At 72.1% G+C, this 25507-nt stretch carries 23 protein-coding genes and 2 pseudogenes; 9 read left to right on the top strand and 16 right to left on the bottom strand.

The annotated features are described in order from the left end of the window. Positions 1 to 30: 30 nt before the first annotated feature. A complete protein-coding gene (locus ACSNOA_RS05630; protein WP_436656863.1) occupies positions 31 to 792 on the top strand; it encodes an SCO6745 family protein in 762 nt (253 codons plus the stop codon). Positions 793 to 1026: 234 nt separating this feature from the next. Here ACSNOA_RS05630 and ACSNOA_RS05635 read toward each other — a convergent pair whose 3' ends face one another. Then, complete coding sequence (locus ACSNOA_RS05635) at positions 1027 to 1482, bottom strand: gamma-glutamylcyclotransferase (protein WP_436656864.1); 456 nt, start codon at positions 1480 to 1482, stop codon at positions 1027 to 1029. A gap of 106 nt (positions 1483 to 1588) precedes the next feature. Between ACSNOA_RS05635 and ACSNOA_RS05640 the strand changes: the two genes are divergently transcribed. Next, complete coding sequence (locus ACSNOA_RS05640) at positions 1589 to 2992, top strand: NAD(P)H-quinone dehydrogenase (RefSeq protein WP_436656865.1); 1404 nt, start codon at positions 1589 to 1591, stop codon at positions 2990 to 2992. Here ACSNOA_RS05640 and ACSNOA_RS05645 read toward each other — a convergent pair. Together ACSNOA_RS05645 and ACSNOA_RS05650 are read right to left on the bottom strand one after the other, a co-directional pair. Beyond that, entirely contained in the window at positions 2970 to 3791 is an 822-nt protein-coding gene (locus ACSNOA_RS05645) for a DUF998 domain-containing protein (RefSeq protein ID WP_436656866.1), read from the bottom strand. The genes ACSNOA_RS05640 and ACSNOA_RS05645 overlap by 23 nt on opposite strands. A 137-nt stretch (positions 3792 to 3928) precedes the next feature. Then, entirely contained in the window at positions 3929 to 4537 is a 609-nt protein-coding gene (locus ACSNOA_RS05650) for a DedA family protein (RefSeq protein ID WP_436656867.1), read from the bottom strand. 507 nt (positions 4538 to 5044) lie between these two features. Here ACSNOA_RS05650 and thrS point away from each other — a divergent pair. Continuing rightward, the gene (thrS, locus tag ACSNOA_RS05655) at positions 5045 to 6274 is read left to right on the top strand and encodes a threonine--tRNA ligase (protein WP_436658325.1); all 1230 of its coding nucleotides are present in this window, start codon (positions 5045 to 5047) and stop codon (positions 6272 to 6274) included. Positions 6275 to 6279: 5 nt separating this feature from the next. On the opposite strand, the gene ACSNOA_RS05660 is transcribed toward thrS, so the two are convergent. From ACSNOA_RS05660 to ACSNOA_RS05675, 4 genes are read right to left on the bottom strand one after another with little or no spacing between them, the layout of a single operon-like run. Then, positions 6280 to 8340 (bottom strand): ABC transporter ATP-binding protein, encoded by a 2061-nt coding sequence (locus tag ACSNOA_RS05660; RefSeq protein ID WP_436656868.1) that lies wholly within the window; start codon positions 8338 to 8340, stop codon positions 6280 to 6282. After that, positions 8337 to 10073 (bottom strand): ABC transporter ATP-binding protein, encoded by a 1737-nt coding sequence (locus ACSNOA_RS05665; RefSeq protein WP_436656869.1) that lies wholly within the window; start codon positions 10071 to 10073, stop codon positions 8337 to 8339. Before ACSNOA_RS05665 ends, ACSNOA_RS05660 begins: the two co-directional genes overlap by 4 nt. After that, positions 10067 to 10549: a MarR family winged helix-turn-helix transcriptional regulator gene (locus tag ACSNOA_RS05670; protein WP_436656870.1), complete on the bottom strand. Its 483-nt coding sequence runs from the start codon at positions 10547 to 10549 to the stop codon at positions 10067 to 10069. Before ACSNOA_RS05670 ends, ACSNOA_RS05665 begins: the two co-directional genes overlap by 7 nt. A 24-nt stretch (positions 10550 to 10573) precedes the next feature. Continuing rightward, positions 10574 to 11020: a DoxX family protein gene (locus ACSNOA_RS05675; RefSeq protein ID WP_436656871.1), complete on the bottom strand. Its 447-nt coding sequence runs from the start codon at positions 11018 to 11020 to the stop codon at positions 10574 to 10576. 79 nt (positions 11021 to 11099) lie between these two features. Between ACSNOA_RS05675 and ACSNOA_RS05680 the strand changes: the two genes are divergently transcribed. Together ACSNOA_RS05680 and ACSNOA_RS05685 are read left to right on the top strand one after the other, a co-directional pair. After that, positions 11100 to 11663, top strand: a complete 564-nt coding sequence (locus ACSNOA_RS05680) for a TetR/AcrR family transcriptional regulator (RefSeq protein WP_436656872.1) — start codon at positions 11100 to 11102, stop codon at positions 11661 to 11663. Positions 11664 to 11749: 86 nt separating this feature from the next. Then, the gene (locus tag ACSNOA_RS05685) at positions 11750 to 12880 is read left to right on the top strand and encodes a hypothetical protein (RefSeq protein ID WP_436656873.1); all 1131 of its coding nucleotides are present in this window, start codon (positions 11750 to 11752) and stop codon (positions 12878 to 12880) included. 48 nt (positions 12881 to 12928) lie between these two features. On the opposite strand, the gene ACSNOA_RS05690 is transcribed toward ACSNOA_RS05685, so the two are convergent. Beyond that, entirely contained in the window at positions 12929 to 14368 is a 1440-nt protein-coding gene (locus ACSNOA_RS05690) for a GuaB1 family IMP dehydrogenase-related protein (protein WP_436656874.1), read from the bottom strand. Between the two features lie 87 nt (positions 14369 to 14455). Continuing rightward, positions 14456 to 15052, bottom strand: coding sequence for a LysE/ArgO family amino acid transporter (locus ACSNOA_RS05695; RefSeq protein WP_436656875.1), 597 nt, complete (start codon positions 15050 to 15052; stop codon positions 14456 to 14458). A gap of 68 nt (positions 15053 to 15120) precedes the next feature. On the opposite strand from ACSNOA_RS05695, the gene ACSNOA_RS05700 reads away from it, so the two are divergent. Continuing rightward, positions 15121 to 16017, top strand: coding sequence for a LysR family transcriptional regulator ArgP (locus tag ACSNOA_RS05700; protein WP_436656876.1), 897 nt, complete (start codon positions 15121 to 15123; stop codon positions 16015 to 16017). 94 nt (positions 16018 to 16111) lie between these two features. Here the strand turns inward: ACSNOA_RS05700 and ACSNOA_RS05705 are convergent, their stop codons facing one another. Then, positions 16112 to 17863: an acetyl/propionyl/methylcrotonyl-CoA carboxylase subunit alpha gene (locus ACSNOA_RS05705; RefSeq protein WP_436656877.1), complete on the bottom strand. Its 1752-nt coding sequence runs from the start codon at positions 17861 to 17863 to the stop codon at positions 16112 to 16114. Positions 17864 to 18010: 147 nt separating this feature from the next. On the opposite strand from ACSNOA_RS05705, the gene ACSNOA_RS05710 reads away from it, so the two are divergent. Next, a complete protein-coding gene (locus ACSNOA_RS05710) occupies positions 18011 to 18622 on the top strand; it encodes a PadR family transcriptional regulator (RefSeq protein ID WP_436658326.1) in 612 nt (203 codons plus the stop codon). Here ACSNOA_RS05710 and ACSNOA_RS05715 read toward each other — a convergent pair. Beyond that, positions 18623 to 18730: pseudogene (locus ACSNOA_RS05715) on the bottom strand (hypothetical protein); the annotation flags it as partial. Between the two features lie 18 nt (positions 18731 to 18748). Between ACSNOA_RS05715 and ACSNOA_RS05720 the strand changes: the two are divergent. Both ACSNOA_RS05720 and ACSNOA_RS05725 read left to right on the top strand, forming a co-directional pair. Then, entirely contained in the window at positions 18749 to 19708 is a 960-nt protein-coding gene (locus ACSNOA_RS05720; protein ID WP_436656878.1) for an ATP-binding cassette domain-containing protein, read from the top strand. 17 nt (positions 19709 to 19725) lie between these two features. Next, a complete protein-coding gene (locus tag ACSNOA_RS05725; RefSeq protein ID WP_436656879.1) occupies positions 19726 to 20481 on the top strand; it encodes an ABC transporter permease in 756 nt (251 codons plus the stop codon). 186 nt (positions 20482 to 20667) lie between these two features. On the opposite strand, the gene ACSNOA_RS05730 is transcribed toward ACSNOA_RS05725, so the two are convergent. The 5 genes and pseudogenes from ACSNOA_RS05730 to ACSNOA_RS05750 form a co-directional block, all read right to left on the bottom strand. After that, positions 20668 to 21321 (bottom strand): O-methyltransferase, encoded by a 654-nt coding sequence (locus ACSNOA_RS05730; RefSeq protein WP_436656880.1) that lies wholly within the window; start codon positions 21319 to 21321, stop codon positions 20668 to 20670. Positions 21322 to 21330: 9 nt separating this feature from the next. Further along, complete coding sequence (locus ACSNOA_RS05735) at positions 21331 to 21987, bottom strand: nucleoside triphosphate pyrophosphatase (RefSeq protein WP_436656881.1); 657 nt, start codon at positions 21985 to 21987, stop codon at positions 21331 to 21333. Between the two features lie 452 nt (positions 21988 to 22439). Next, positions 22440 to 23711, bottom strand: a pseudogene (gene mycP / locus ACSNOA_RS05740) (type VII secretion-associated serine protease mycosin). Further along, positions 23618 to 24985 carry a hypothetical protein gene (locus ACSNOA_RS05745; protein ID WP_436656882.1) on the bottom strand — a complete coding sequence of 456 codons (1368 nt, stop codon included), beginning with the start codon at positions 24983 to 24985 and terminating at the stop codon, positions 23618 to 23620. Before ACSNOA_RS05745 ends, mycP begins: the two are co-directional and overlap by 94 nt. Beyond that, the gene (locus tag ACSNOA_RS05750) at positions 24982 to 25437 is read right to left on the bottom strand and encodes a hypothetical protein (RefSeq protein WP_436656883.1); all 456 of its coding nucleotides are present in this window, start codon (positions 25435 to 25437) and stop codon (positions 24982 to 24984) included. The genes ACSNOA_RS05745 and ACSNOA_RS05750 overlap by 4 nt, the downstream gene beginning before the upstream one ends. Positions 25438 to 25507: the final 70 nt, after the last annotated feature.

Genomic DNA, 25507 nt, shown 5'->3' on the forward strand with positions numbered 1-25507 from the left:
GTGGGCCGGTGCCGGCCGCGGGTGGCTCCGGTGACGCCCGAGCAGGTCGCCGCGGCGAGCAAGCCCCTGGTGCTCGATCTGGGCGAGGCGTACGGCCGCTGCCCCGTGACCCTGCGCCGCGCCCGGCTGCTCGGCATCTCCGGCTGGGCCTTCTACGTGAGCGGCCGCGCCGGCGCGCTCGGCGACGTCCGCGCCGAGACGGTGGCCGCCGCGCTCGGCTTCCTGTCACCGGACGCGGTGGCCGACGGCTGGGACGGCGCCGCCCGGACGGTCCGGCCGTTCGAGGTGGCCGCCGCGTCCCTCGCCGAGTGCTGCCGGTGGGGCGCGCAGCACCTGGACGACGCACCCCGCGTCGACCGTCTCGCCCTGCTGGTGGAGCGCGCGGTCGCCGCGGCGGACGCGAGCGGGATGCCGCTGTTCGCCGCCTGGCGGGCGATGCTGGTGCCGGGCCGCACACCGGGCGCCCGTGCCGCGGCGGCCCTCCGGCAGCTCCGTGAGCACTTCACGGCCGCGTACCTGCTCGCCGTCCGGGCCAGCGGGATGACTCCCCTGGAGGCCGTGCTCGCCGGCCCCGAGGGGGAGGCCGGCGCCATGGCCTGCGGCTGGCCGCCGCCGTACCCGCCGGTCGGGCCGCTGGTCCGCCGCCGGCTCTGGGCGGAGGCGGTGACGGACCGGCTGGCCGCCCCGGCGTTCGCGGCGCTCGGCCCGGTCGACGGCGCCGAACTGGTCGAGCTGCTCACCGTCACCCGGGCCCACCTCGGCGCGGTGGCGCGGTCGCACCCGGCGGCCTGAACGCCGACGGTCGCGCCGGAACCGGACCGCCCCGTTCGGTGGGGCTGCGGGAGACCCGCTGGACCGAGATGTACGAGCTTGCCGTCCCGGCCGCCCGGGCGGCGGTGCCGCCCGCGGGGTGTGTGATGCGCGACGCCGACCGGGGCCGGCGGGCCGTCGGAGCGGCCCCGGTAGCACACTGGGAGCGTGCGAAACGCGCTCAGCGGCCCCCCGCGCTCCCGGGTTCCCGGGCGGTCAGGCCGAGGCCGTGCCGGTGGGGCGGGACCGCAGCTCGGTGACGTAGTCGTCGGGCGCGCCGGCCTTCTCGGCCGCGTTCGCGATCTCCGAGAGGTACCACGAGGTCGGCAGGCCGCCCTCGTACCCGTCGAAGACGTAGATCCACGCGGTCACGTCGCCGTCGAGGGTGGAGATCCGGACGTGCAGCTTGCGGTACGTGCCGGCGGTCACGCCCTCGATCTCGTCGAGCTGGGCGGCGTCGTACGGATGGATGTCGTAGAGCGCCACGAAGACCCGGTCGCCGGGGGACTCGACCACGGTGCTCACCGCGCCCTCCCAGCCGATGACGTCCTCACCGGCGAAGGTCAGCCGCCAGCCCTCCAGCCAGCCGGTGCCCACCATGGGCGAATGCGGGCAGTAGGCGCGCATCCGGCCGGGGTCGAGGTTTGAGCCGTAGGCGGCGTGAAGACGCACGGCGATGACGATAGCCCGGCGAACGGGTGGGGGAGAATACGACGGTGCGTGTCGGACGCGTTCGGGAGAAGAAAGTCACTGTGAGCATCGACGGAGGGCGAGAGCTGTGAGCCGGATCGTGATCATCGGCGGGGGGCCGGCCGGCTACGAGGCGGCGCTGGTCGCCGCACAGCTGGACGCCGACGTCACCGTCGTCGAGGCCGAGGGCGCCGGCGGGGCGTGCGTGCTGTCCGACTGCGTGCCCTCGAAGACCTTCATCGCCAGTTCCGAGGTGGTGACCGGCTACCGGGACACCGAGGAGTTCGGGGTGCACTCCGACGGCCTGGAGGCGGTCACCGTCGACGCGCACGCGGTGCACCAGCGGGTCAAGCGGCTCGCACTGGCCCAGTCGTCCGACATCCACGCCAAGCTGCTGAAGGCCGGGGTCACCTTCGTGGCCGGCGCCGCCCGGCTGGGCGAGGACACGCTCGGTCACACCCACCGGGTGGTCGTCACACCGGCCGACGGTGGCAGCGAGTACACGATCGACGCGTCCACGGTGCTGATCGCCACCGGGGCGACCCCGCGCCAGCTGCCGACCGCCCTCCCGGACGGCGAGCGCATCCTGACCTGGCGCCAGGTGTACGACCTGGCCGAGCTGCCCGAGCACCTGATCGTCGTCGGTTCCGGCGTGACCGGCGCCGAGTTCGCGAGCGCCTATCTCGCGATGGGCATCAAGGTGACGCTGGTCTCGAGCCGTGACCGGGTGATGCCGCACGAGGACGCCGACGCGGCCTCGGTCCTCGAGCGGGTCTTCCGTGCCCGGGGGATGAGCATCCTCAACAACTCCCGGGCGGCGGCCGTGCGTCGCACCGAGTCCGGCGTCGAGGTCGAGCTGGCCGACGGTGGCACGGTGTCCGGGTCACACGCGCTCATCACGGTCGGCTCCATCCCGAACACCGAGGGCCTCGGTCTCGCCGAGTACGGCGTCGAGCTGGGCCCGGGGGGCCATGTGACCGTCGACCGCGTGTCCCGCACCAACGTGCCCGGCATCTACGCGGCCGGCGACTGCACGGGCGTGCTCGCGCTGGCCAGCGTCGCGGCCATGCAGGGCCGGATCGCCATGTGGCACGCGCTCGGCGAGGCGGTCCGCCCGCTGCGGCTGCGGACCGTCGCCGCGAACGTCTTCACCGATCCCGAGCTGGCCAGCGTGGGCGTCTCGCAAGACGAGGTGGACGCCGGCAAGGTCCCGGCCCGGCAGGTGATGCTGCCGCTGTCGGGCAACGCCCGGGCCAAGATGGACGACCTCGCCGACGGCTTCGTGAAGCTGTTCTGCCGGCCGGCCAGCGGCCAGGTGATCGGTGGCGTGGTCGTCGCACCGAAGGCCAGCGAGCTGATCCTGCCGATCACCATGGCTGTCGAGAACAACCTGACCGTCAACGAGCTGGCCCAGACCATCACGATCTACCCGAGCCTCTCCGGCTCGATCACCGAGGCGGCGCGCCAGCTCATGCTGCACGTACTGGAGTAACGCCCCCCGTCCCCACCCCCACCCCGGCCCCGGCGCCCGCGTCCCTCTCTGCGTCGATCATGCAGTTGTGGTGCCCGCTTGCTCCCGATCCGTCGCCTTTGCGAGGCACCACAACTGCATGATCGCGGGAGGCATCGCGGAGGGCTGAGCGGGGGGCCGAGCGGGAGGCGCGGGTTACCGTGAGGGCCAGGACGGTCAGCAGGGCGGCTTCGGTCACGATGAGCAGGCGTTCCGCCAGGCCGATGAGCAGCCGGTCCCCGGGATAGGCCGACCAGACCATCGCCGCCGCGAGCACCGCGCTGGTGATCGCGAGGCCGCGTACCCACCGCGCCACGTCCGGCGGCAGGCGCTCGGCGAGCAGCCAGCCGCCGAGCGGCAGGGCGAGGAACGCGACCACCGAGGCGTACCGGTGCACGTACGCGGCCGCGCCCATCGGGGCTCCCGGCTCGTTCGTCGGCACGAACGCGGCCAGCAGCAACCCGCCGACCCAGGCGATCAGCAGGCCCTCCGCCCACCGACCCCGGTGTCGTCGCGCCGGCCGGTCCCGGCCTGCCGCCGGAAGGGGCGGTAACGCCGTACGCATCCCGCGCAGGGCGGGCAGCAGCGCGGCCGTGGCCAGCGCGAGCACCACCATCGCCGTGTCGATCACGCCACCCCGGTCGGAGACGGCGAAGTCGCTCACCGTCAGCGACCAGGGGGAGAGGTCCTCGTTCACCTCGACGTGGCCGACCACGACGAGCAGCGCCGCGAGGGCGATGCCGGCGAGGGCGGACAGGCCGGCTTTCCGGGTTCCAGGCATGCCTCAGCCTGTCGCCGGAACCACCCGAAACGGATCGGGGCGGGCCACCGAATTCGGTCCCGGGGAGCACCCCGAGGCACGGGCCGGGGTTTGACCGCAGGGGTCGGCTCCGACTTACCGGGCGTCGACCGCGACACTCAGTCCACGGGGAGGTCGGGATGGGTGCGGCGGGCGTTGACCATGGTCATCACCCAGCCGGCGCCCGCGAAGCCCACCGCCGCCACGGCGGCGATCGCCGCGAGCCGCCAGGTGGACTGGGTCAGCGCCGTCCCGCCCAGGTGACCGACGAGGGCGCCGTAGGTCGCCCAGCCCACCGCGGCGGTCGTCTCGTAGAGCAGAAAGAGCCGGTACGGGTAGCGGCTGCGGCCGGCCGAGAAGCAGGCCGCCATGCGACCACCGGGCACGAACCGGCAGAGCAGGATCACCAGTGGGCCGGGACGGCGCAGGCCCTGGGTGACCCGACCGGCGACCCGTCGGGTCCGGCTCGGCTCGGCATGTCGGGGTGGCCGTCGGTCGGGCGCGGTACGCCCCAGCAGGTAGCACGCCAGGTCGCCGGCGAGCACGCCGGTGGCGCCCACGGCGATGATCAGGGGCAGGTCCAGGCCGCCGTACACGGTGAGGGCCCCGCCCGTGATCATGATGGCCTGGGTGGGGATCACCGGCACGAACGCGTCGGCGAGCAGCAGGCCGAGCAGCGCGAGGTACGCCCACGTCGGCGACGCGACGTCAGTGAGTAGTTCGGGCACGCCTGCCACCTCGCCGGATGCGGCCGATCGGATGTACCGAGCCTGACGGCGTGTCCGCCGTCACCGTGGACAGCCCTGGTCGGTGGTGACCATGGACACGGCAGGGCCACCCAGGCACAACGAGGCTCCCCCGCCTCCGGTCACGGCCGCCGGCGGTCGGCGGATCGGCGTTCGTCGGCGTACCGTTGTGCGGACGCGGCCCCACGACCGTCAGGTCCCCCGTTCCTGACGACCGGGCCGCATCGGGCCGCCGGCAGGTCCCGTGCCGGCGGCCCACCCTCTCCGACCCGCCCCCGCCCTGTCCGCTGGCAGGCCCGACCCACGGAAATCCGGGTGCGCGGGGGGCGGGGCCGGGCGTACGGTCGCGCCATGCGCAGCGCGGATCTGACCACGACGCCGGGAAACCCCGGCGTGCCGCACTGACGTTTCCGTCCACGAGGCCCCGGGGCGATCCGCCCCGAGGGCCTCGCGGCGTTCGGTGACCAGGTCGCCTCCGGGTCGTACCCGATCAGGGAGAGCGACATGATCGACCACCGCAGGCTCGGCCGGGAGCTGGAGCTGTTCGTCTCCGATCCCCTCGCGGGCGCCGGGCTGCCGATCTGGCTGCCGGCCGGCGCCGCCGCCCGGCACGCGGTCGAGGAGTACGTCCGGGAGGTGGAGCGCCGCGCCGGCTACCGGCACGTCTACTCCCCGCCCCTGGGCAAGCGGGAACTCTTCGAGCGCTCCGGGCACCTCGGCTACTTCGCCGACGACATGTTCCCGCCGATGCGGGTCTCGGCCGACGACGAGTTCGTGCTCCGGCCCGCCCTGTGCCCGCACCACGCACTGGTGTTCGCGGCCCGCGGCCGCTCGTACCGTGAACTGCCCCTGCGCATCGCCGAGCTGGGCGGGATGTACCGCTCCGAGCGGTCCGGGGTGCTCGGCGGGCTGTCCCGGGTGCGGGCCATCTCGCTCAACGACGCGCACAACTTCTGCGCCCTGGAGCAGGTCGGGGAGGAGGTCGCCGAGATCCTGCGGCTCACCCGCGAGGCGCACGCGGCGCTCGGGGTCCGGCCGGCGGGGTTCCGGCTGTCCCTGCGCGGGCCCGGGCAGCGGTACGTGGGCGACGACGCCCAGTGGGCCCGCGCCGAGGAGCTGCTGCGCGCCGCGCTGGCCGGGACCGCGTACGTCGAGGCGCCCGGCGACGCCGCGTTCTACGGGCCGAAGATCGACATCCAGATCGTGGACGCCGCCGGCCGGGAGTCGACCCTGGCGACCGTGCAGCTCGACTTCGACAAGCCGGAGCGGTTCGACCTGTCGTACACCGACCGGGACGGGTCGCGGCGGCGGCCCGTCATGGTGCACCGCAGCCTGGTCGGCAGCATGGAGCGGTTGTTCGCGTACCTCATCGAGGTGCACGAGGGCGCCTTCCCGGCGTGGTACGCGCCGGTCCAGCTCGTCGTGCTGCCCGTGGACGGCGGGCAGGCCGGCGCCGCGGCCGACCTGGCCCGCCGGGCCGAGGAGGCCGGGCTGCGCGTCGAGGTCGACGGGGACGGCTCGTTGGGCGCCCGGGTCCGCGACGCGGCGCGGCGCCGGATCCCGTACGTCGCGGTGATCGGCGCCCGGGAGGCAGGCGACGGGCGGGTGGCCCTGCGGCTGCGCGACGGGCGCGGGCTCGACCCGATGCCCGTCGACGCGGCCCTCGGGCTGGTCACCGGCGTGGTGACCGCCCGCTCCGCCGACCTGCTTCCCGGCTGACCGGCTCACGCCGACAGTGCCCCCTGCGCCGGTGCGGGCCGGCGGGGGGCGCCGTCGGCCGGTTCGTCGGGCTCGGTGAGCGCGGACGTGAACTGCGACTGGTACAGCCGGTGGTACGCCCCGCCCGCCGCGAGCAGTTGCTCGTGCGTGCCCTGCTCGACGATCCGGCCGGCCTCCATCATGAGGATGAGGTCGGCGTCCCGGATGGTGGAGAGCCGGTGCGCGATCACGAAGCTGGTCCGGTCGGAGCGCAGGGCGGCCATCGCCCGTTGCAGCAGCACCTCCGTACGCGTGTCCACCGAGCTGGTCGCCTCGTCGAGGATCAGCAGCGACGGCTCGGCGAGGAAGGCCCGGGCGATCGTGATGAGCTGCTTCTCGCCCGCGCTGACGTTGCTGCCCTCCTCGTCGATGACCGTGTCGTACCCGTCGGGGAGGCTGCGGACGAACCGGTCGACGAAGGTGGCCCTGGCCGCGGCCAGGATCTCCTCCTCCGTGGCGTCCGGCCGGCCGTACGCGATGTTGTCCCGGATGGTGCCGCCGAACAGCCAGGTGTCCTGGAGCACCATCCCGATCCGGCCGCGCAGGTCGTCGCGCCGCATCGTCGTGACGTCCACCCCGTCCAGGGTGATGCGCCCGGCGTCCAGCTCGTAGAAGCGCATGATCAGGTTGACGAGGGTGGTCTTGCCGGCGCCGGTGGGCCCCACGATCGCCACGGTGTGGCCCGGCTCGGCCACGAGGGACAGGTCGTCGATCAGCGGCTTGTCCGGCTCGTACCGGAACGAGACGTGCTCGAACTCGACCCGGCCGTGCGGCTGCGCCACCCGGGCCGGCTCGGCCGGGTCGGGGCTCTGCTCCTCGGCATCCAGCACCGCGAAGACACGCTCCGCCGAGGCCACCCCCGACTGGAGCAGGTTGGCCATCGAGGCCACCTGGGTCAGCGGCTGGGTGAACTGGCGCGAGTACTGGATGAACGCCTGCACGTCACCGAGGCTCATCGTGCCCGAGGCGACCCGCAGGCCACCTACCACGGCGATCGCCACGTAGCTCAGGTTCCCGATGAACATCATCGACGGCATGATGATCCCGGAGATGAACTGCGCACCGAAGCTGGCCTTGAACAGCTGATCGTTCTTCTCGGTGAAGGCCGCCTCGACCTCCCGCTGACGGCCGAACACCTTGACCAGCTCGTGGCCGGTGAACGCCTCCTCGATCTGGCCGTTCAGCTCACCGGTGTGCGTCCACTGAGCGATGAACTGCTTCTGCGACCGCTTGGCGATGCGCTGTGTCACGAGCACCGACAGCGGTACGGCGACCAGCGCCACGAGGGCCAGCAGTGGCGAGATCCAGAACATGAAGCCGAGTACGCCGACCACGGTGAGCAGCGACGTCAGCAGTTGGCTCAGCGTCTGCTGGAGGCTCTGCGAGATGTTGTCGATGTCGTTGGTGACCCGGCTGAGCAGCTCGCCGCGGGGCTGCCGGTCGAAGTACGGCAGCGGCAGCCGGTTGAGCTTCTCCTCCACCTCGGCGCGCAGCTTCAGCACGGTGCGCTGCACCACGCCGTTGAGCAGCCAGCCCTGCCACCACATGAGCAGGCTCGCGGCCAGGTAGAGCCCGAGCGCCAGCAGCAGAACCCGCCCCAGGGCGGTGAAGTCGATGCCCGCGCCCGGCACCGGGTTCATCCGGGCGAGCATGTCGGCGTACGCGTCGTTGCCGGCCGCGCGGGCCGCGGCGACGGCCTGCTCGGTGGTGACGCCCGGCGGGATCTGCCGCCCGATCACGCCCGTGAAGATCAGGTCGGTGGCGTGGCCGAGGATCTTCGGGCCGGTGACGCTGAGCCCGACGCTCACCAGGGCCAGCGCGATGACCACGCCGAGCTGGAGCCGCTGAGGACGGAGCCGGCCGAGCAGGCGCCGCGCCGACGGCCCGAAGTTCATCGACCGCTCGGTGGGCATCCCGGCGCCGCCCCACGGCGGCCCGCCCCGCCCGCCCCCGGGCAGGCGCCGCGGCGTCCGCCCGGCGCCGGCCGGCTTCTGCGCGGGCACCGCCCTCGTGCTGCGGTCGCTCATGCCGCCACCCCTGCCGTCTGCTGCGAGGCCACGATCTCGGCGTACGTCGGGCAGCTCTCCAGCAGTTCCTCGTGTCGTCCCACTCCGACGACCCCCCCGTCCTCGAGCACGATGATCTGGTCGGCGTCGACGATCGTGGACACGCGCTGGGCCACGATGACCACGGCGGCGTCCGCGGTGACCGGCCGCAGCGCCGCCCGCAGCCGCGCGTCGGTGCCCAGGTCCAGCGCGGAGAACGAGTCGTCGAACAGGTAGATCTCCGGCTTGCGGACCAGGGCCCGGGCGATGGCGAGCCGCTGGCGCTGGCCGCCGGAGACGTTGGTGCCGCCCTGCGCGATCGGCGCGTCGAGCCCGTCGGGCATCTGGGCGACGAAATCGGCGGCCTGCGCGATCTCCAGCGCGGCCCACAGCTCGTCGTCCGTGGCGTCCGGGTTGCCGTAGCGCAGGTTGCTCGCCACGGTGCCGGTGAACAGGTACGGCCGCTGCGGCACCAGGCCGATGCGGCGCCACAGCTCGTCGGGCGCCAGGTCCCGGACGTCCACCCCGTCGACCAGCACGGCCCCGGCGGTCACGTCGACGAGCCGGGGGACCAGCGACAGCAGCGTCGTCTTGCCCGCGCCGGTGCTGCCGATGACGGCCGTCGTCGTGCCCGGCCGCACCCGGAACGAAATGTCCCGCAGCACGGGCGCGGCGGCGCCCGGGTACTGGAACCGCACGTCGCGCAGTTCCAGCTCGGCGCGGGTCGTCGGCACCTGGGCGGACGAGGTCTCGGGCGGCACCACGGACGAGTCGGTGTCCAGCACCTCGCCGATGCGCTCGGCGCAGACCGCGGCCCGGGGCACCATCATGAGCATGAAGGTGGCCATCATGACGGCCATCAGGATCTGCATGAGGTACTGGAGGAAGGCGGTCAGCGCGCCCACCTGGATGGCGCCGGAGTCGACCCGCTGGGCGCCGAACCACAGCACCGCGACGCTGGACACGTTCAGCACCAGCATCACGACCGGGAAGATCAGCGCGAGCAGCCGGCCGACCCGCAGGGCGGTCGCCGTCAGGTCGGCGTTGGCCACCCCGAAGCGCCGTGTCTCGTACGGCTCGCGGACGAAGGCCCGGACGACCCGGATGCCGGTGATCTGCTCGCGCAGCACCCGGTTCACGGTGTCGATGCGGGTCTGCATGAGCCGGAAACCGGGCACCATCCGACGGATGACCGACGCCAGCGCGGCGGCCAGCACCGGGACGCAGACCAGCATGAGCCAGGAGAGGCCGACGTCCTCGCGGAGCGCCATGAACACGCCGCCGACGCTCATGATCGGGGCGGCCACCAGCATGGTGCAGCTCATCAGCACGAGCATCTGCACCTGCTGAACGTCGTTGGTGTTGCGGGTGATGAGCGAGGGCGCGCCGAAGCGGGCGACCTCGCGGGCCGAGAAGCGGTTGACGTGCCGGAAGATCGCCGCCCGGACGTCGCGGCCGAAGCCCATCGCGGTCCGAGCGCCGAGGTAGACCGCCGCGATCGAGCACACGATCTGGACGAGGCTGACGAGCAGCATCCAGCCGCCGGTCCGCACGATGTAGTGGGTGTCGCCCTGCGCCACGCCGTGGTCGATGATGTCGGCGTTGAGGCTGGGCAGGTAGAGCGAGGCCATGGTGCCGACGAACTGCAGCAGCACCACGGCGGCCAGCGGCTTCGGGTACGGGCGCAGGTGGCCGCGCAGCAGCCGGATCAGCACAGCGGCCCTCCCGTCTCGCCGGTGGGTTCGGTCATGCGCGGGTCCTCTCCACTACCGATGACCTCCAACAGGAACTCGCGGATCACGGCGGCCTTCTCGGGGTCGGCGTCGACCGAGGTGAGCGGCCTCCCGGAGCGAATGAGGGCGTTGATGCCCGCCACCCGCTCGCGGCCGGCGGGGGTGATCGCCAGCCGTATGCTGCGCCGGTCATTGTCGTCGCGCTGCCGTTCGACGAGCCCGTCACGCTCGAGGGTGTCGATGATTCCGGTCAGCGTGGCGGGCCGGACGAAGCATTGCTGGGCCACCTCGCGGTGTGGCAGGGCGCCGGCGCGGGCGAGTGTCATGAGGGTGGCCATGCCGGCCTGGGTGAGGTTGAACCTCTCTGCCAGGAAGCGGTTCCACCGCTGGGTGACGACGTGACCCGCAACCGCCAGCAGGCGGCCCATGGGCACGTCGGAAAGGGTGACCAGATCCACGGAGGTACCTTAGCCCCCTGATAGTCAGGGGCCAAACGAAATAACGGCGGCCGTGGCAACGAACATGATCTGCAGCGCGGTCCGCGGCACCAACGGGGTGACGGGGCGGCCGGCCAGGGTGAGCCCGCGCCGGGCCGCCGAGACGTTCGCCGGGAACATCGCGAGCATCAGCAGCCCGAGCCCGGCCGCGGCCCACCGGGCCGTGGCGGGCACCAGCAGCCCGACCGCGCCGGCCAGTTCCAGTACGCCGGTGGTGGCGACCAGCAAACCGGGCCGCGGCAGCCGCGGCGGCACCATGGCGATCAGGCCGGACCGGCGGGGCTCGACGAAGTGGGCGACGCCGGTCAGGACGAACAGGGCGGCCAGTCCGACCCGGAGTGCGGGTGACCACCCGTGCAGGGAGTCGACGCCCGCCAGGCCGGCGAGGCGGGCGAGCGTGGTGACGGCGAGCAGTGCGACCAGGGGGGCCATGACGTCCTCCTCGATAACTTGTCAACGACAAGATGTGCCATGGGATGCCATCTTGTCAATGCCAAGATAGGATGGCGGTATGACTTCGACGCGTGGCTACCACCACGGCGACCTGCGCCGCACCCTGCTCGACGCCGCCGTGGAGGTGATCGCCGAGTCCGGGCCCGGTGCCGTCAGCCTGCGCGACCTGGCCCGCCGGGCCGGCGTCTCGCACGCCGCGCCCGCGCACCACTTCGGTGACAAGGCCGGCCTGCTCACCGCGCTCGCCGTCCAGGGCTTCGACCTGCTCGCCGAGACGCTGCGCGACGCGGGCGACGGCCTGCTCGACGCGGGCGTCGCGTACGTCGACTTCGCGGTGCGGCACCGCGCGCACTTCGAGGTGATGTTCCGGCCCGACCTCTACCGGGCGGACGCCGCGGAGGTGCGGGCGGCCAGCGCCCGGGCCGGTGACGTCCTGCGGTCCCGGGTGGCCGGCCTGTCGGCCCGCGACGGCGGCCCGGCCGACCCGCAGCGGGACGCGCTCGCCGCGTGGTCGATCGTGCACGGCTTCGCCACGCTGTGGCTGGCCGGAGCGCTGCCCGAGCGCGTGGGCGACGACCCACGAAAGGCGGCCCGGGTCGTGATCCGCCGTCTTTTCGAATAGCGCGGGAACGGTTCCGTCGCATATTGACACACATCGCGGCGTCACTGTAAAGAAGGTGCACTGATACGCGCCCGCGGAGGTGTCGGATGCGACGGTCCCTGGTCCTCCTCACGGTGCTGCTCCTGCTCACCACGACCGTGCCGGGGGCGGCGACCGCCGCACCGGACAGGGTCGGGACGCGTGGAGCGGCCGGTGCCGCCACCACGAGCGCCGCGGCCACCCCCGCGCAGGTCTACGGTGCCTGGCACTGCGGCAACGACTACTGCACCTGGGGCACCGTGCGTGGCCTCGCAGATTTCGACAGCCAGAACCGCTGGCTCGTCGACCGCGGCGACGGCCGTCCCTCCGTCAACCTCGTCGTACTCAGCTTCGTCAACCCGCTGGCGCTGCTGCGCCAGACCACCGACCAGACCACCCTCGACGGCGTCCCCAGGGGCATGACGCCGGAGATCGTCAGCTACTTCACCTCTCGGGGCGTCCGGGTGATGCTCTCCATTGGCGGCATCACCTACACCGACGACTGGGACGCCGCGCTCGCTGAGAACCCGACGCTTTTCGGCCAGCGTGCCGCGGCGGTCGCCAGCCGGCTGGGTGTCGGCATCGAAATCGACTACGAGCAGAACACCGACCCCGACCTCACCGGTCTCCAGGCCTTCATCGACGCGTACCGGGCGGTGCATCCGTACGACGCCACCGGCAGCCGGCCGGAGGCCAGGCTCACCATCGACGTGGCGGCCGGTGATCGCTGGCTGATCGCGTTGAACCGCAAGGCCACCGAAGACTGGCTGCGGACGGACCGACCAGTGCTCGACTACGCCAACGCCATGGTCACCGCCCGGCCCGCCTCGGCCAGCGCCTCTCAGGACAACTGGCAGGAGCACGTCGACGGCAAGGCGCAGTTCAGCCCGCCGGTGCCGCCGCTCGCACCCGCCAAGTTCACCGGCGGCGTCTACATCGCCTACGGGGGCAGGGCGCTGCCCGAGTGCGTCGACTACGCCACCTCGGTACAGCGGGCGACCGCCCCCTACGTCCAGACGGTCGCCCCCAACGGTGCGGGCACCACGCCCGGCATGCTGGGCTTCATGTTCTGGGCCGCCGAACGCCCGTCCACGCGGGGCATCGGTACCGTGCCGCCGTACACCTGTGACGGTGGGGTCGGCGCCGGCGCGACGGCGCTGGCGGTTCCGGTGCCGATGCCGCCGCTGCGGCAGGGCTGACCGTCAACTCGCGGGCCGCCCGCGCCTGACGGTGAAGCCGCGCCCGGCTCACCAGCTCGTCGGCAGCGGCATCCCCTCGGTGTAGCCGGCGGCGCTCTGCACACCGACCACCGCCCGCTCGTGGAACTCCGGCAGGCTCCGGGCGCCCGCGTAGGTGAAGGCGCTGCGTACGCCCGCGATGATCTCGTCGATCAGGTCCTCCACACCCGGACGGTTGGGGTCGAGGTACATCCGGGCCGAGGAGATGCCCTCCTCGAAGACGGCCTTGCGGGCGCGGTCGTACGGGCTGTCGTCCGCCGTACGGGCGCTGACCGCCCGGGCGGAGGCCATGCCGAAGCTCTCCTTGTACCGCCGGCCGTCGGGCTCCGTGTAGAGATCCCCGGGCGACTCGTAGGTGCCGGCGAACCAGGAACCGATCATCACGTTGGAGGCGCCGGCCGCGAGCGCCAGCGCGACGTCCCGCGGGTGCCGCACACCGCCGTCGGCCCACACGTGGCGGCCGAGCGCGCGGGCCGCCGCCGCGCAGTCCAGGACGGCGGAGAACTGTGGCCGTCCCACGCCGGTCATCATCCGGGTGGTGCACATGGCCCCCGGCCCGACGCCCACCTTCACGATGTCGGCGCCCGCCTCCACCAGGTCGTGCACGCCCTCGGCGGTGACCACGTTGCCGGCCGCCACGGGCACTCCGGGGTCGAGCTTCCGGACCGCCCGCAGCGCGGAGATCATCCGCTCCTGGTGCCCGTGGGCGGTGTCCACGACCAGGGTGTCCACCCCGGCTTCGAGCAGGGCCGCGGCCTTGCCGGTGACGTCCCCGTTGATGCCGATGGCCGCCGCGATCCGCAGCCGGCCCCGGTCGTCGAGCGCCGGGCGGTAGAGCGTGGCCCGCAGCGCGCCCTGACGGGTGAGCACGCCGACCAGGCGCCCCTCCGGGTCGACCACGGGGGCGAGCCGGCGGCGGCCCGCCGAGAGCCGGTCGAAGCCGGTACGCGGGTCCGCGTCCGCGGGCACCGTGTGCAGCTCGGTGGACATCACGTGCCGCAACTGCGCGAAGCGGTCCACGCCCACCGTGTCCGCCTCGGTGACCACGCCCAGGGGGCGGCCGTCCGTGTCGACCACGACGACGGCGCCGTGCGCCCGCTTCGGCAGCAGGTGGATGGCGTCACCCACCGTGTCGGTGGGGCCGAGCGTGATCGGGGTGTCGTACACGAGGTGGCGCTGCTTCACCCAGGCCACGACGTTCGCCACCACCTCGATGGGGATGTCCTGCGGGATCACCGCGATCGCGCCGCGCCGGGCCACCGTCTCGGCCATCCGCCGGCCGGACACCGCCGTCATGTTCGAGACCACGAGCGGGATCGTGGTGCCGGTGCCGTCGCCCGTGGAGAGGTCGACGTCGAGGCGGGAGCCCAGGTCGGAGCGGGCCGGCGCCATGAAGACGTCGTTGTAGGTCAGGTCGTGCGCGGGGACCGCGCCGTGAAGAAACCGCACCCGGCAATCATGGCTGGCCCGGACCGCCCCCGCCCCCGCTGGTAGCGGAAAACACCTTCCCAACCCCCCTGCCGCGAGGCGCGCCGGTCAGCCGAGCAGCAGGGTGATCGCGAGCGCGGCCATCACCGCGGCGATCAGGCCGTCGAGGACCCGCCAGGCGGCGGTACGCGCCAGCAGCGGCGCGAGCCGGTGCGCGCCGGCGCCGAGCGCCGTGAACCAGACCACGCTGGCCAGGGCGGCCCCGGCGCCGAACACCCAGCGGTGCGGGTGCTGCTGGGCGATCCCGCCCAGCAGCAGCACGGTGTCCAGGTAGACGTGCGGATTCAGGTACGTGAAGGCGAGGCAGGCCAGGATGGTGGCGCCCAGCGTGGCGGGGGGCCGGTCGGTCGGCACCAGCGCGCCGGGGCGCAGGGCGCGGCGGGCCGCGAGCGCTGCGTAGCAGAGCAGGAAGACCGCGCCGCCCCAGCGGACCGCCGTGAGCAACGCGGGCCGGCCGGTCACCATCGTGCCGACCCCGGCGATGCCCGCGCCGATGAGGAGGGCGTCGGAGGCGGCGCAGGTGAGGACGACGGGTACGACGTGCTCGCGGCGCAACCCCTGGCGCAGGACGAACGCGTTCTGCGCCCCGATGGCGACGATCAGGGCGATGGCGACCGAGAAGCCGGCGACGGCGGAGCTGAGCACGGACCGACGATAGGCCGCTCCTGATCATCAGTCGAACTAAAGATTCTGCTGCCGATTAAGCTCAACTGATGGACGGGCTCGACTCCACCCAACTGCGTACCCTCGCGGCGGTCGTCTCGGAGGGCAGCTTCGAGGCCGCGGCCCGGCTCCTGCACCTCACCCCGTCGGCCGTGAGCCAGCGGGTGAAGGCCCTCGAGGAGACGGTGGGGCAGGTGCTCGTCCGGCGCGCCCGGCCCTGCGTGGCCACGTCCGCCGGCGCGCCGCTGCTGCGCCTCGCCGGTCAGCTCGTCCTCCTCGAACGGGAGGCGCTGGCCGACGCCCGCGGCCCCCTCACGGGAGGCGGTGCCCGGACGCGGCTCGCCGTCGTGGTGAACGCCGACTCGCTGGCCACCTGGTTTCCCGGCGCCCTGGCCCGGCTGCCCGACGGGTTGGCGCTCTCCTTCGACCTCCGGCAGGACGACCAGGACCACACCGCCGAACTGCTCCGCGACGGCGTCGTGACGGCCGCGGTGACCGCCCAGCGCGAGGCGGTGCAGGGCTGCCGCGTACGCCGGCTCGGCGCGATGCGCTACCGCGCCCTGGCCACCCCGGCGCTGGCCGCCGCCCACTTCGCCGGCGGCCTCACCCCGGAGGCGCTGGCCACCGCGCCGGTGATCGTCTTCGACCGCAAGGACCGTACGCAGCACCGCTTCATCCGTACGGTGACCGGGCAGGTGCTCGATCCGCCCGTGCACTACGTGCCGTCGGTGCCGGCCTTCAGCGAGACGATCCGGCTGGGCCTGGGCTGGGGGCTGGTGCCCGAGCAGATCGCCGACGACGACCTCGCCTCCGGGCGCTGCGTCGACATCGCCCCCGGCCGGCACGTCGACCTCCCGCTGTACTGGCAGCACTGGCGGCTCGAGTCGGACGTGCTGAACGCCCTCACCGGCGCCGTACGCGCGGTGGCCGCCGAGACCCTCCGCTGACCGCGCGCCGGGCCGGTCCGCGGCCCGCGCCGGAGCACGGGCGCGTGGCGCCCGTGGCCCGCGCCAAAGCACGGGCGCGCGGGGCCCGAACGGGTCAGGAGATCGTGCAGATCGGTGCGCCGGCGGTGATCACGGCACCGACCTCGGCCGTGAGCCCGCTGATCGTCCCGGCCTTGTGCGCGTGCAGCGGCTGCTCCATCTTCATGGCCTCGAGCACCACGACCAGGTCGCCCTCGGCCACGGTGTCCCCGTCGGCCACGGCGATCTTGACGATCGTGCCCTGCATCGGCGAGGTGAGCGCGTCGCCGCTGACCGTCGCCCCGGCCTTGGCGCCGCCGCCCCGGCGGGCCGGCTTGCGGGCGGCCGCCGCCACGGGGGCCGTACCGGCGCCGAGGCCGGCCGGAAGGGTGACCTCCAGCCGCTTGCCTCCCACCTCGACCACGACGGTCTCCCGCTCGGCCGGCTCGGCGGCCGTGCCGGCGACCGCCGTGAACGGCGGAACGGTGTTGTCGAACTCCGTCTCGATCCACCGCGTGTGCACGCTGAACGGCTCGGCGGTGAACGCCGGGTCGCGGACCACGAGGCGGTGGAACGGCAGCGCCGTGGCCATGCCGTCGACCACCATCTCGTCCAGCGCGCGGCGCGCCCGCTCCAGCGCCTCGGTGCGCGTCTCGCCGATGATGATGACCTTGGCGAGCAGCGAGTCGAAGTTTCCGCCGATGACGTCACCGGCGGAGACGCCGGTGTCCACGCGTACGCCCGGCCCGGTCGGCAGTCGCAGGGCGGTGATCGCGCCCGGGGCGGGCAGGAAGTTGCGGCCCGGGTCCTCGCCGTTGATCCGGAACTCGATGGCGTGCCCGCGCGGCGTCGGGTCCTCGGTGAAGCGGAGCTTCTCCCCGTCGGCGATGCGGAACTGCTCGCGTACCAGGTCGATGCCGGCCGTCTCCTCGGTGACCGGGTGCTCCACCTGGAGCCGGGTGTTGACCTCCAGGAAGGAGATGGTGCCGTCGACGCCGACCAGGTACTCGACGGTGCCGGCGCCGTGGTAACCGGCCTCGCGGCAGATCGCCTTGGCGCTGTCGTGGATCTGCGCCCGCTGAGCGTCGGTGAGGAACGGCGCCGGCGCCTCCTCGACCAGCTTCTGGTGCCGCCGCTGGAGCGAGCAGTCACGGGTGCCCACCACGATCACGTTGCCGTGCTGGTCGGCGAGGACCTGCGCCTCCACGTGGCGGGGCTTGTCGAGGTAACGCTCGACGAAGCACTCGCCCCGGCCGAACGCGGCGACCGCCTCCCGGGTGGCCGACTCGAACAGCTGCGGGATCTCCTCCATGGTCCGGGCCACCTTGAGACCGCGACCGCCGCCGCCGAAGGCCGCCTTGATGGCCACCGGCAGGCCGTGGTCGACGGCGAAGGCCATCACCTCGTCGGCGTTGCCGACCGGGTCGGGGGTGCCGGGGACGAGCGGGGCGCCGGCGCGCTGGGCGATGTGCCGGGCCGTGACCTTGTCGCCGAGGTCGCGGATCGCCTGCGGCGTGGGGCCGATCCAGGTGAGCCCGGCGTCGATGACCGCCTGGGCGAAGTCGGCGTTCTCCGAGAGGAAGCCGTAGCCCGGGTGGACGGCGTCGGCGCCGGCCTTGGCGGCCACGTCGATCAGCTTGTCGATACGCAGGTAGCTGTCCGCCGCGGTGTCCCCGCCGAGGGCGTACGCCTCGTCGGCCAGGGTGGCGTGGAGGGCGTCCCGGTCGGAGTCCGCGTACACGGCGACGCTCTCCAGACCGGCGTCGCGGCAGGCGCGGATGACGCGGACGGCGATCTCGCCGCGGTTGGCGATGAGTACCTTGCGCACCGTGGGGGCTCCTCCCGGGAGGTCGTTGACCGGGAGTGTATCGGCCACCGAACGGGCCCTAACGATCGCTCAGTGTGGGATGGCGCACCATCACATCGCGCTTTAGTCAAACTTGCCTATTACGCTTGTCCGGTGTCTGCCACTCGGATGATGATTCTCGGCCTCGTGAAGTGGATGCAGCCGGTGCACGGCTACGACGTCCGACGCGAACTGCTCAGTTGGAACGCCGACAAGTGGGCCAACGTGCAGCCGGGCTCGATCTACCACGCGCTGCGCAAACTGACCGAGGAGGGGCTGCTGCGCGCGGTGGCGACCGAGCAGGTCGGCGGTCGCCCGGCGCGCACGACGTACGAGATCACGGACAAGGGCCAGGAGGAGTTCGAGTCGCTGCTGCGGGGGCTCTGGTGGCAGCTGCACGAGCCGGCCGACCCGTTCGCGGCCGCCTTCTCGTTCCTGCCCGCGCTCCCGCGCGACGAGGCGGCCGCCGCTCTGCGCAACCGCGCGAACCTGCTGCGTGCCGGCACCGCGTGGATGCGGACGTCGCTGGACTCGGGCTGGATGCGCGACACCAAGCCGGTCCACGTGGGCTGGATGTTCGAGCTGTGGACGGCCCGGGCCGAGGCGGAGATCGCCTGGTGCGACCGGATCGCCGAACGCATCGAGACGGGTGTGTCGTACCTGCCTGGTGGAGTGGAGCGGGCGGAGGGTTGGTCTGGCTGGGAGGAGCGCCTGCCCGCCCGACCGTCCGATCTCGAATAATCAACGTTGACCACAAGAGCTATATCGCGTTAGCCTCTGCGCGACAGAACGGGGGGAGCACGCCGTCCGGCGGTGCTTCCAGCGGACCCGTGCCGGTCGCACCGGCCCGGACGACCAGGAGCACGCATGATCGAGACCAGAGGGTTACGCAAATCCTTCCGATCCCGAGCGGGCCGGGAGACGAAGACCGTCGAGGCCGTGCGCGGCGTCGACCTCACCGTCGCCGAGGGCGAGATCTTCGGCTTCCTCGGCCCGAACGGCGCCGGCAAGACCACCACCCTGCGGATGCTCGCCACGCTCATCGAGCCGGACGGCGGCGAGGCGACCATCGCGGGCGCCGACCTGCGCAAGGCCCCCGGTGAGGTGCGCCGCCGGATCGGCTACGTGGCCCAGGGCGGCAGCACCTGGGACGAGTCCACCGCCCGCGAGGAACTGGTGCTCCAGGCCCGGCTCTACGACATCGGCAAGGCCGACGCGCACCGGCGCGCCGCCCGGGCGCTGGACGCCTTCCAGCTCAGCGAGTTCGCCGACCGCAAGTGCAAGACGTACTCGGGCGGCCAGCGCCGCCGGGTGGAGATCGCGCTCGGCATCATCCACGAGCCGAGGATCGTCTTCCTGGACGAGCCCACCACCGGCCTCGACCCGCAGAGCCGTGCCCACATGTGGGACGAGATCCGCCGGCTGCGCGCCGCCGGAATGACCGTCTTCATCACCACGCACTACCTCGACGAGGCCGACGCGCTCTGCGACCGGATCGCGATCATGGACCACGGCGAGGTGGTGGCCGAGGGCACGCCGGCCGACCTCAAGCGGGAGATCTCCGGCGATGTGGTCCAGGTGGGCCTCGACATCGGCACCACGCCGCAGGCCGCGAAGGCGCTCGACGGTGAGGCGTACGTCAAGAAGCTGGAGACCGCCGACGAGGGCGGGCTGCGCCTCTACGTCGACGAGGGCGCCACCGCGATTCCGCAGATCCTCCGGCGGCTCGACCATGCCGGCCTGGCGCTCTCCTCGATCGAGCTGCACCGGCCCAGCCTGGACGACGTCTTCCTCACCAAGACCGGCCGCTCGCTGCGCGAGTCCTGACCCTCCGGAGACCGATCATGAAGCTCGTCCGCGACACCTGGCTGATCTTCCAGCGTCAGTTCCTGCTGCTCATCCGCAATCCGGTCTGGGTCTTCGTCGGGGTCTTCCAGCCGGTGATGTACCTGCTGCTCTTCGCGCCGCTGCTCAAGCCGGCGCTGAGGGTGTCGACCCAGGCCGAGGCCTACAAGGTCTTCGTTCCCGGCCTGCTCGTGCTGCTGGCCATCTTCGGCGGCCTGTTCCAGGGCTTCGGCCTGATCGCCGAACTGCGCGCCGGAGTCATCGAACGGTCCCGGGTCACCCCGGTCAGCCGACTCGCGCTGCTGCTCGGCCGCTCGCTGCGCGACGTCGTCTCGCTGATCGTGCAGGCGGTCATCATCACGCTGCTCGCGCTCGTGTTCGACCTGCGCGTCTTCATCGGCGACCTGCTGCTCGCGTACCTGATGCTGGCCCTCATCGCGCTCATGACCTCGGCCGTCTCCTACGGCGTGGCGCTCAAGGTCAAGAGCGAGGACGCGCTGGCGCCGCTCATGAACACCGTCGCCCAGCCGGTCCTGCTGCTCTCCGGCATCCTGCTGCCGCTCTTCTACGCCCCCGGCTGGTTGCAGGGCGTCGCCGAGTGGAACCCGTTCGCCTGGGCCGTCGACGGCACCCGGGCGCTGTTCGCGGGCGACCTCGGCAACGACAAGGTCTGGCAGGGGCTGACGATCATCGCGGTGCTCGCGGCCCTCGGCGTGTTCTGGGCGGCCCGGCAGTTCGCCCGCAGCGTCCGCTGACGGTCCCGGTCGATCCACGCCGTTCTCGGGGAGTCGGGGTGTCGGACCCGTTCCGGCACCCCGAATCTTCGGGAGCCCGTGGTCGGGGCGGGCGTGGCGGTGCGAGCTCGGCTCCGTCCGGCTTGGCCGCGGCCCGGCTTGGCCGCGGCTCGGCTCGGCGCCGGCCCGGCGGGCAGCGGGTTGGGGTCAGCGCACGTGGGCGAGCGTCAGCCCGTCCGCGATCGGCAGCATCACCGCGTCCACCCGGACATCGGCGAGCACCTCGTCGTTGAAGGCGGCGATGGCCCGGTCCTCGGCGCTCTGCGGGGCGATCACCCGACCGCCGCGCAGCACGTTGTCGACGGCGATCACGCCGCCGGGGCGCATCCGCGGCACCAGCTCCGCCCAGTAGATCGGGTAACCCGTCTTGTCCGCGTCGATGAACGCGAAGTCGAGGTACCGCTCGTGGGGCAGCTCGCGCAGCGTGTCCCCGGCCGGGCCGAGGCGCAGCTCGATCCGGTCGGCCACACCGGCGCGGGCCCAGTAACGGCGGGCGATGCCCGTGTACTCGTCCGAGATGTCGAAGCACGTGAGCCGGCCACCCTCGGCCAACCCGCGGGCGATCGCCAGCGAGGACAGCCCGGTGAACGTGCCCACCTCCACAGCCTGCCGCGTACCGAGCAGCCGGGTGAGGAACGTCAGGAACGCGGCCTGCTCGGGCGCAACCTGCATGGTCGCCTGGTCCGGCAGCACGGCACGGGTCTCCGTGGCGAGATCGCGGACGATCTCGTCGGGCGGGGAGCCGTGCCCCACGAGGTACGCGTGCAGTTCCTCGGTGAGCGGGATCGACTTGGTCGTCATGGCTGGACGCTAACCGAGTGGCTCGATCGACTGGCCGCCAGGCGCGACCTTCGTCCACAGATCGGTGATCTGCAGGTCGAGGTCGGCGAGGAGCCGGCGCAGCAGCGGCAGTGAGAGCCCGACCACCGTACCCGCGTCGCCCTCGATGCGCTCCAGGAACGGGCCGCCCAGCCCGTCGATGGTGAACGCGCCCGCCACCGCGAGCGGCTCGCCGGTGGCGACGTACGCGTCGATCTCCCGATCACTGATGTCGGCGAAGTGCACGACCGTCGAGGCGACCGCCTCGGCGCGCCGCCCGGCCGTCGCGTCGACCAGGCTGTGCCCACTGTGCAGGACCCCGCTGCGGCCCCGCATCCGTCGCCACCGGCTGGTGGCATCCGCCGGGTCGGCTGGCTTGCCGAAGATCTCGCCGTCGAACTCCAGCACCGAGTCACACCCGATCACCAGCGTGCGCTCGTCGGTGCCCGGCCGGAGTCGGGTGAGCACCGCCTGCGCCTTCATGCGAGCGAGTTCCAGGCACAGCTCCTCGGCGCGGTCCGCGACCACGAGAGACTCGTCCACACCACTGACCAGGACCTCCGGCTCGATGCCGGCGGCCCGGAGAAGCTTGCGGCGCGCGGGACTGGCCGATGCGAGTACGAGACGAAGCGGCAACTGATCAGGCACCCCGCCGACGTTACCGGCTGTCCTCGCCGAGGGGTGGCCGGCGTCCGCAGGCGGTGCGGGGATGTCGCTGTCTCGGGGGCTTGGGCCGCGTGTCGGCGTTGGCTAGCGGGGTGGGGCCGGGGTTGGTGTGGTCTGGCGGGGTGGGCCGGGCGTTCGCGTGGTCTGGCGGGGGCGTGCCGCGCGGTGTCGTGGTTTGGCGGGGTCGGGCCCGCAACTTCAGGGAAGTTGTTGCCTCCTGTGGCCGTGAGGGGACAACTTCCCTGAAGTTGTGGGCTCGCGAAGGTGGTCTGGTCGGTCGGGCCGGGCGTTGGCGTGGTCTGGCGGCGTCGGGCCGCGCAACTTCACGGAAGTTGTTGCCTCCTGCCGCCGTGAGGGGACAACTTCCCTGAAGTTGTGCGCTTGCGAAGGTGGAGGCTCTCTTCGACACCGTCCCGCTGCAGGAGCGGGACGGGTCAGTGGCTGATGTGGGGTGGCGGGTCGTCGCGGCGCCGCCTGCGTACGACCAGAGCCCACGCCGCTCCGCCCGCCACGAGCACGCCGAGCGTGACCAGGCCGCGGACCGTCGCCGCTCTGTCGCTGGTGCTCTCATCGGTGGGTGGAGCCGCCGCGGTCGTGCCCCCACTGCCGCCAGTCGGCGTGCTCGGCGTCGCCGACTCGAAACCCAGAGGCGGCACGTCCGCCGTCAGCGCCGCAACGATGTCGATCACGCCGTACCCGTACTCGTCGTCACGCCCGGGTGGCCCCTTGTCGACAGCCGTGGCGGTCAGCCGGTGCGCGACCTCCCGCGCCGGCAGGTACGGATACTTCGACCGGATCAAGGCAGCCGCCCCGGCGACGATCGCCGTAGCACTCGATGTCCCAGTGCCCTTGGAGTACTTCCCGTCATAGCTGGTGCTATAGATATCTACGGCGGGCGCGGAAATGTCTATCTCGGACCCGGCGACCGAGACTTCGGCGTGATTGCCGGAGCGCTGCACGCCCGCCACCGCTATAACTCCGTCTTAGGATGCAGGGTAAGTGACCCGGTCGTCTGCGGGCTTATTGCCGGCGGCTGCTACTAGGACAATGTTCGAGGCGAGCGCCGTTCGAATTGCTTGCCTCAGGCGTGCGCTGGTGCCGCCCCCACTAGAGATGCTGATGATGCCGGCCTTGCGGGAGATTGCGTACTCGATGGCTTGAGCAAGAGCATCTGGCTCGCCCTCTCCTGCAGGCGGAGAGGTGAAAATTGGTAATATCTTCGCCTGCGGTGCGATGCCCAGAGCTCCCCTTGTATCGCCCTGACCATGGGCCGCAATCAGCCCTGCCATCGAAGTACCATGGCTGTCTCGATCTTCCTGGCCATTACCAGCTCCGCCGGGGAGGATATCCGTTCCCGACAGCAAGTTCCGGTTAAGATCAGGGTGTGGATCCACTCCGGTGTCCGGCACTGCAACCACAATGCCTTCTCCTTGCGCAACTCGATGTGCCTGAGTAACGCGCAAGAAGGCCAAGTGCCACTGATCGGTCCGGATGAGATCGGCGGCGCTCGGGTTGGCGTCGCGCCAGTCTTGCACCCGGTGCAAATGGGAAGGCGGACTTGGCGCGGCAAAGGCTGCGAGTAGCGCAACTGCTGCAACCGTTGCGTTAGTGCTCACCGCCGCAGGCCAATGGCTGGCCCCGGGTCGATCGGGCCCTCCTCGTTCGGCGGCATCATAATAGGATTGACGCCTCGATCGATCTTCCATGGATCATTTGGGTCCCAGGTGCGCCGCAAGTCAAGATCGCGTCTTTGGCTTTCGTATCGCTTTTCTGTTCCACTCGCGCTACGGGGGCCTAAGTTCGGTGATGTATGGAAGGGTGGGGTGCCGAGACCTCGACCAATGCCCGGGCGAGAGCCGGCTCCACCGGTGGGTGCCGTGCCGGCACTGCCACCGCCGATTACTCCACCGACCGGGTTTATTCGACGCGGCTGCGAATCGGCTGAGTTTGGATTGGTGGTAGGTCCAGAAACGCTACCGATCATTCCACCTGGCGGTAGTGGCCGACTTTGAGCAGGCCCAGCGGTGCGGGGTGGGGCCGCGCGGTCGCCCGGCGTTGTTTCGCTTCCCATGTTGGGTGGACGCTGGTCAAGGCTAGGCATTTTTGGCGGTCTCGATGGTTTGAGCGGCGGACCCGTAGGTAGAGCGCCGACATGCGGTGCGTTATTCGGCGACGTTGTCGGGCGCGAGGCGTGGGCGGGGGAGCCTTTCGGCCCGGCACCTGCACCGCCGAGTACCGGCCCTGATTGGCGCGAAAACGGGGGTGCGGTGGGTTGAGTAGCGGCGCTTGCCTTGGGGCTTTGACCTTGCTGGGCGAGGTTGTTAGCCGGAAGCGGCATGATCGGAGGAATCATCGGCGGGCCGCTGGCACCGTAAACATCGGGATTTTCCGTTTGTTTCGGCGGCCGTGACGGCGGAGGTGGTTGGCGGAGCGCCACTTGGGCGTGCTGGAGTTCGGCGCTGAGGCCGTACATGATGCCGCGCGCCTGCACGTTCAGCTGCTCCAGGTCGGCGTCGGTCACCGGCCGGTCCGGTACGCGGCTGCCCATGGCTGCCTTCGGATCAGCGGCGGTGGCCTCGTACGCGCGCTTCTGCTGGAGCTTGACCGCGTACTCCTCGTGGATCTTCCCGAGCGTGGCCCTGGTGCCGCTGATGGCCTGGGTGGCGGCGGCGAGGGTGGTGTAGTTGGTGGCCGCCGCGTCGTGGGTGTGCCGGACCTTCTCGATGAGTTCGTCCAACTCGGCGAGGTACCTGCGGGCGGCGGCACTGGTGGCGGGCGGCCAGGCTTCGGCGAGGCCTCGCCGGTACTCCTGGAGGCGTGCCAGGTGCGCCTGCGCCAGGTCGCAGATTTTGCGCCAGCCGGCGACCTGCTTCCAGTGGTTGGTGGTGTCGTGGTCCTGCAGGCAGGCCCACATGCTGTTCACGTCCATGCGGTGCCAGTCGGTGAGGCCGGATGTGCGGCCGCTGCCCCGGTCGATCACGGCAGCACCACCGGTCCCTCCTCCGGCCCGGTCGGGTCGCGGAGGAGCACCGACGGGACGGCGGGCGCGACCGCGCGGGGATCGGCGAGGGCCTGTTCGACGTCGGCGACGCGGGCGGCGCTGAAGGCGTCGGCGCTGGCGTACCGGTCGGCGACGGTGCCCGCGGCGGCGGCCAGGTGGCCGGTCGCTCCGCGTACGCCCCACACCATCTCGACGGTGGCCTGTTGGGTCTCGTGGTGCGTGCGCAGGAAGTGCACCAGCTCGATGAAGGCGTCACACGGGTTGGGGAGGGGGGCCGTCATGTCGTCGGCGATGTACGACAGGTGCGGCGAGTAGTTGCGGTCCACCTCGGCGGCGAGCCGGTCGGCGAACTCCCGCAACTGGCGGATGTCGGCCTCGATGCCGCCGTAGCCGCTCAGCCACGCCGGGGGGCGGTCCTCCTCGGGGATCATCGGTCCTCCCTCACCGTCACGGCCCCATTTCCCTGAGTGAGGTTAACCCCTCCCCGCGCCCCTGACAGCC

Origin of the sequence: Micromonospora sp. URMC 103, from assembly GCF_051386435.1 — a bacterium.
Classification (GTDB): domain Bacteria; phylum Actinomycetota; class Actinomycetes; order Mycobacteriales; family Micromonosporaceae; genus Micromonospora.

Excerpts from the sequence above, each read along its gene's own strand:
- ACSNOA_RS05680 (WP_436656872.1), top strand. The coding sequence starts at position 11,100 with ATGACTTCGACGCGTGGCTACCACCACGGCGACCTGCGCCGCACCCTG.
- ACSNOA_RS05730 (WP_436656880.1), bottom strand. The coding sequence starts at position 21,321 with ATGACGACCAAGTCGATCCCGCTCACCGAGGAACTGCACGCGTACCTC.
- ACSNOA_RS05710 (WP_436658326.1), top strand. The coding sequence starts at position 18,011 with ATGATGATTCTCGGCCTCGTGAAGTGGATGCAGCCGGTGCACGGCTAC.
- ACSNOA_RS05725 (WP_436656879.1), top strand. The coding sequence starts at position 19,726 with ATGAAGCTCGTCCGCGACACCTGGCTGATCTTCCAGCGTCAGTTCCTG.
- ACSNOA_RS05700 (WP_436656876.1), top strand. The coding sequence starts at position 15,121 with ATGGACGGGCTCGACTCCACCCAACTGCGTACCCTCGCGGCGGTCGTC.
- ACSNOA_RS05660 (WP_436656868.1), bottom strand. The coding sequence starts at position 8,340 with ATGAGCGACCGCAGCACGAGGGCGGTGCCCGCGCAGAAGCCGGCCGGC.
- ACSNOA_RS05685 (WP_436656873.1), top strand. The coding sequence starts at position 11,750 with ATGCGACGGTCCCTGGTCCTCCTCACGGTGCTGCTCCTGCTCACCACG.
- ACSNOA_RS05720 (WP_436656878.1), top strand. The coding sequence starts at position 18,749 with ATGATCGAGACCAGAGGGTTACGCAAATCCTTCCGATCCCGAGCGGGC.
- ACSNOA_RS05645 (WP_436656866.1), bottom strand. The coding sequence starts at position 3,791 with ATGCCTGGAACCCGGAAAGCCGGCCTGTCCGCCCTCGCCGGCATCGCC.
- ACSNOA_RS05750 (WP_436656883.1), bottom strand. The coding sequence starts at position 25,437 with ATGATCCCCGAGGAGGACCGCCCCCCGGCGTGGCTGAGCGGCTACGGC.
- ACSNOA_RS05675 (WP_436656871.1), bottom strand. The coding sequence starts at position 11,020 with ATGGCCCCCCTGGTCGCACTGCTCGCCGTCACCACGCTCGCCCGCCTC.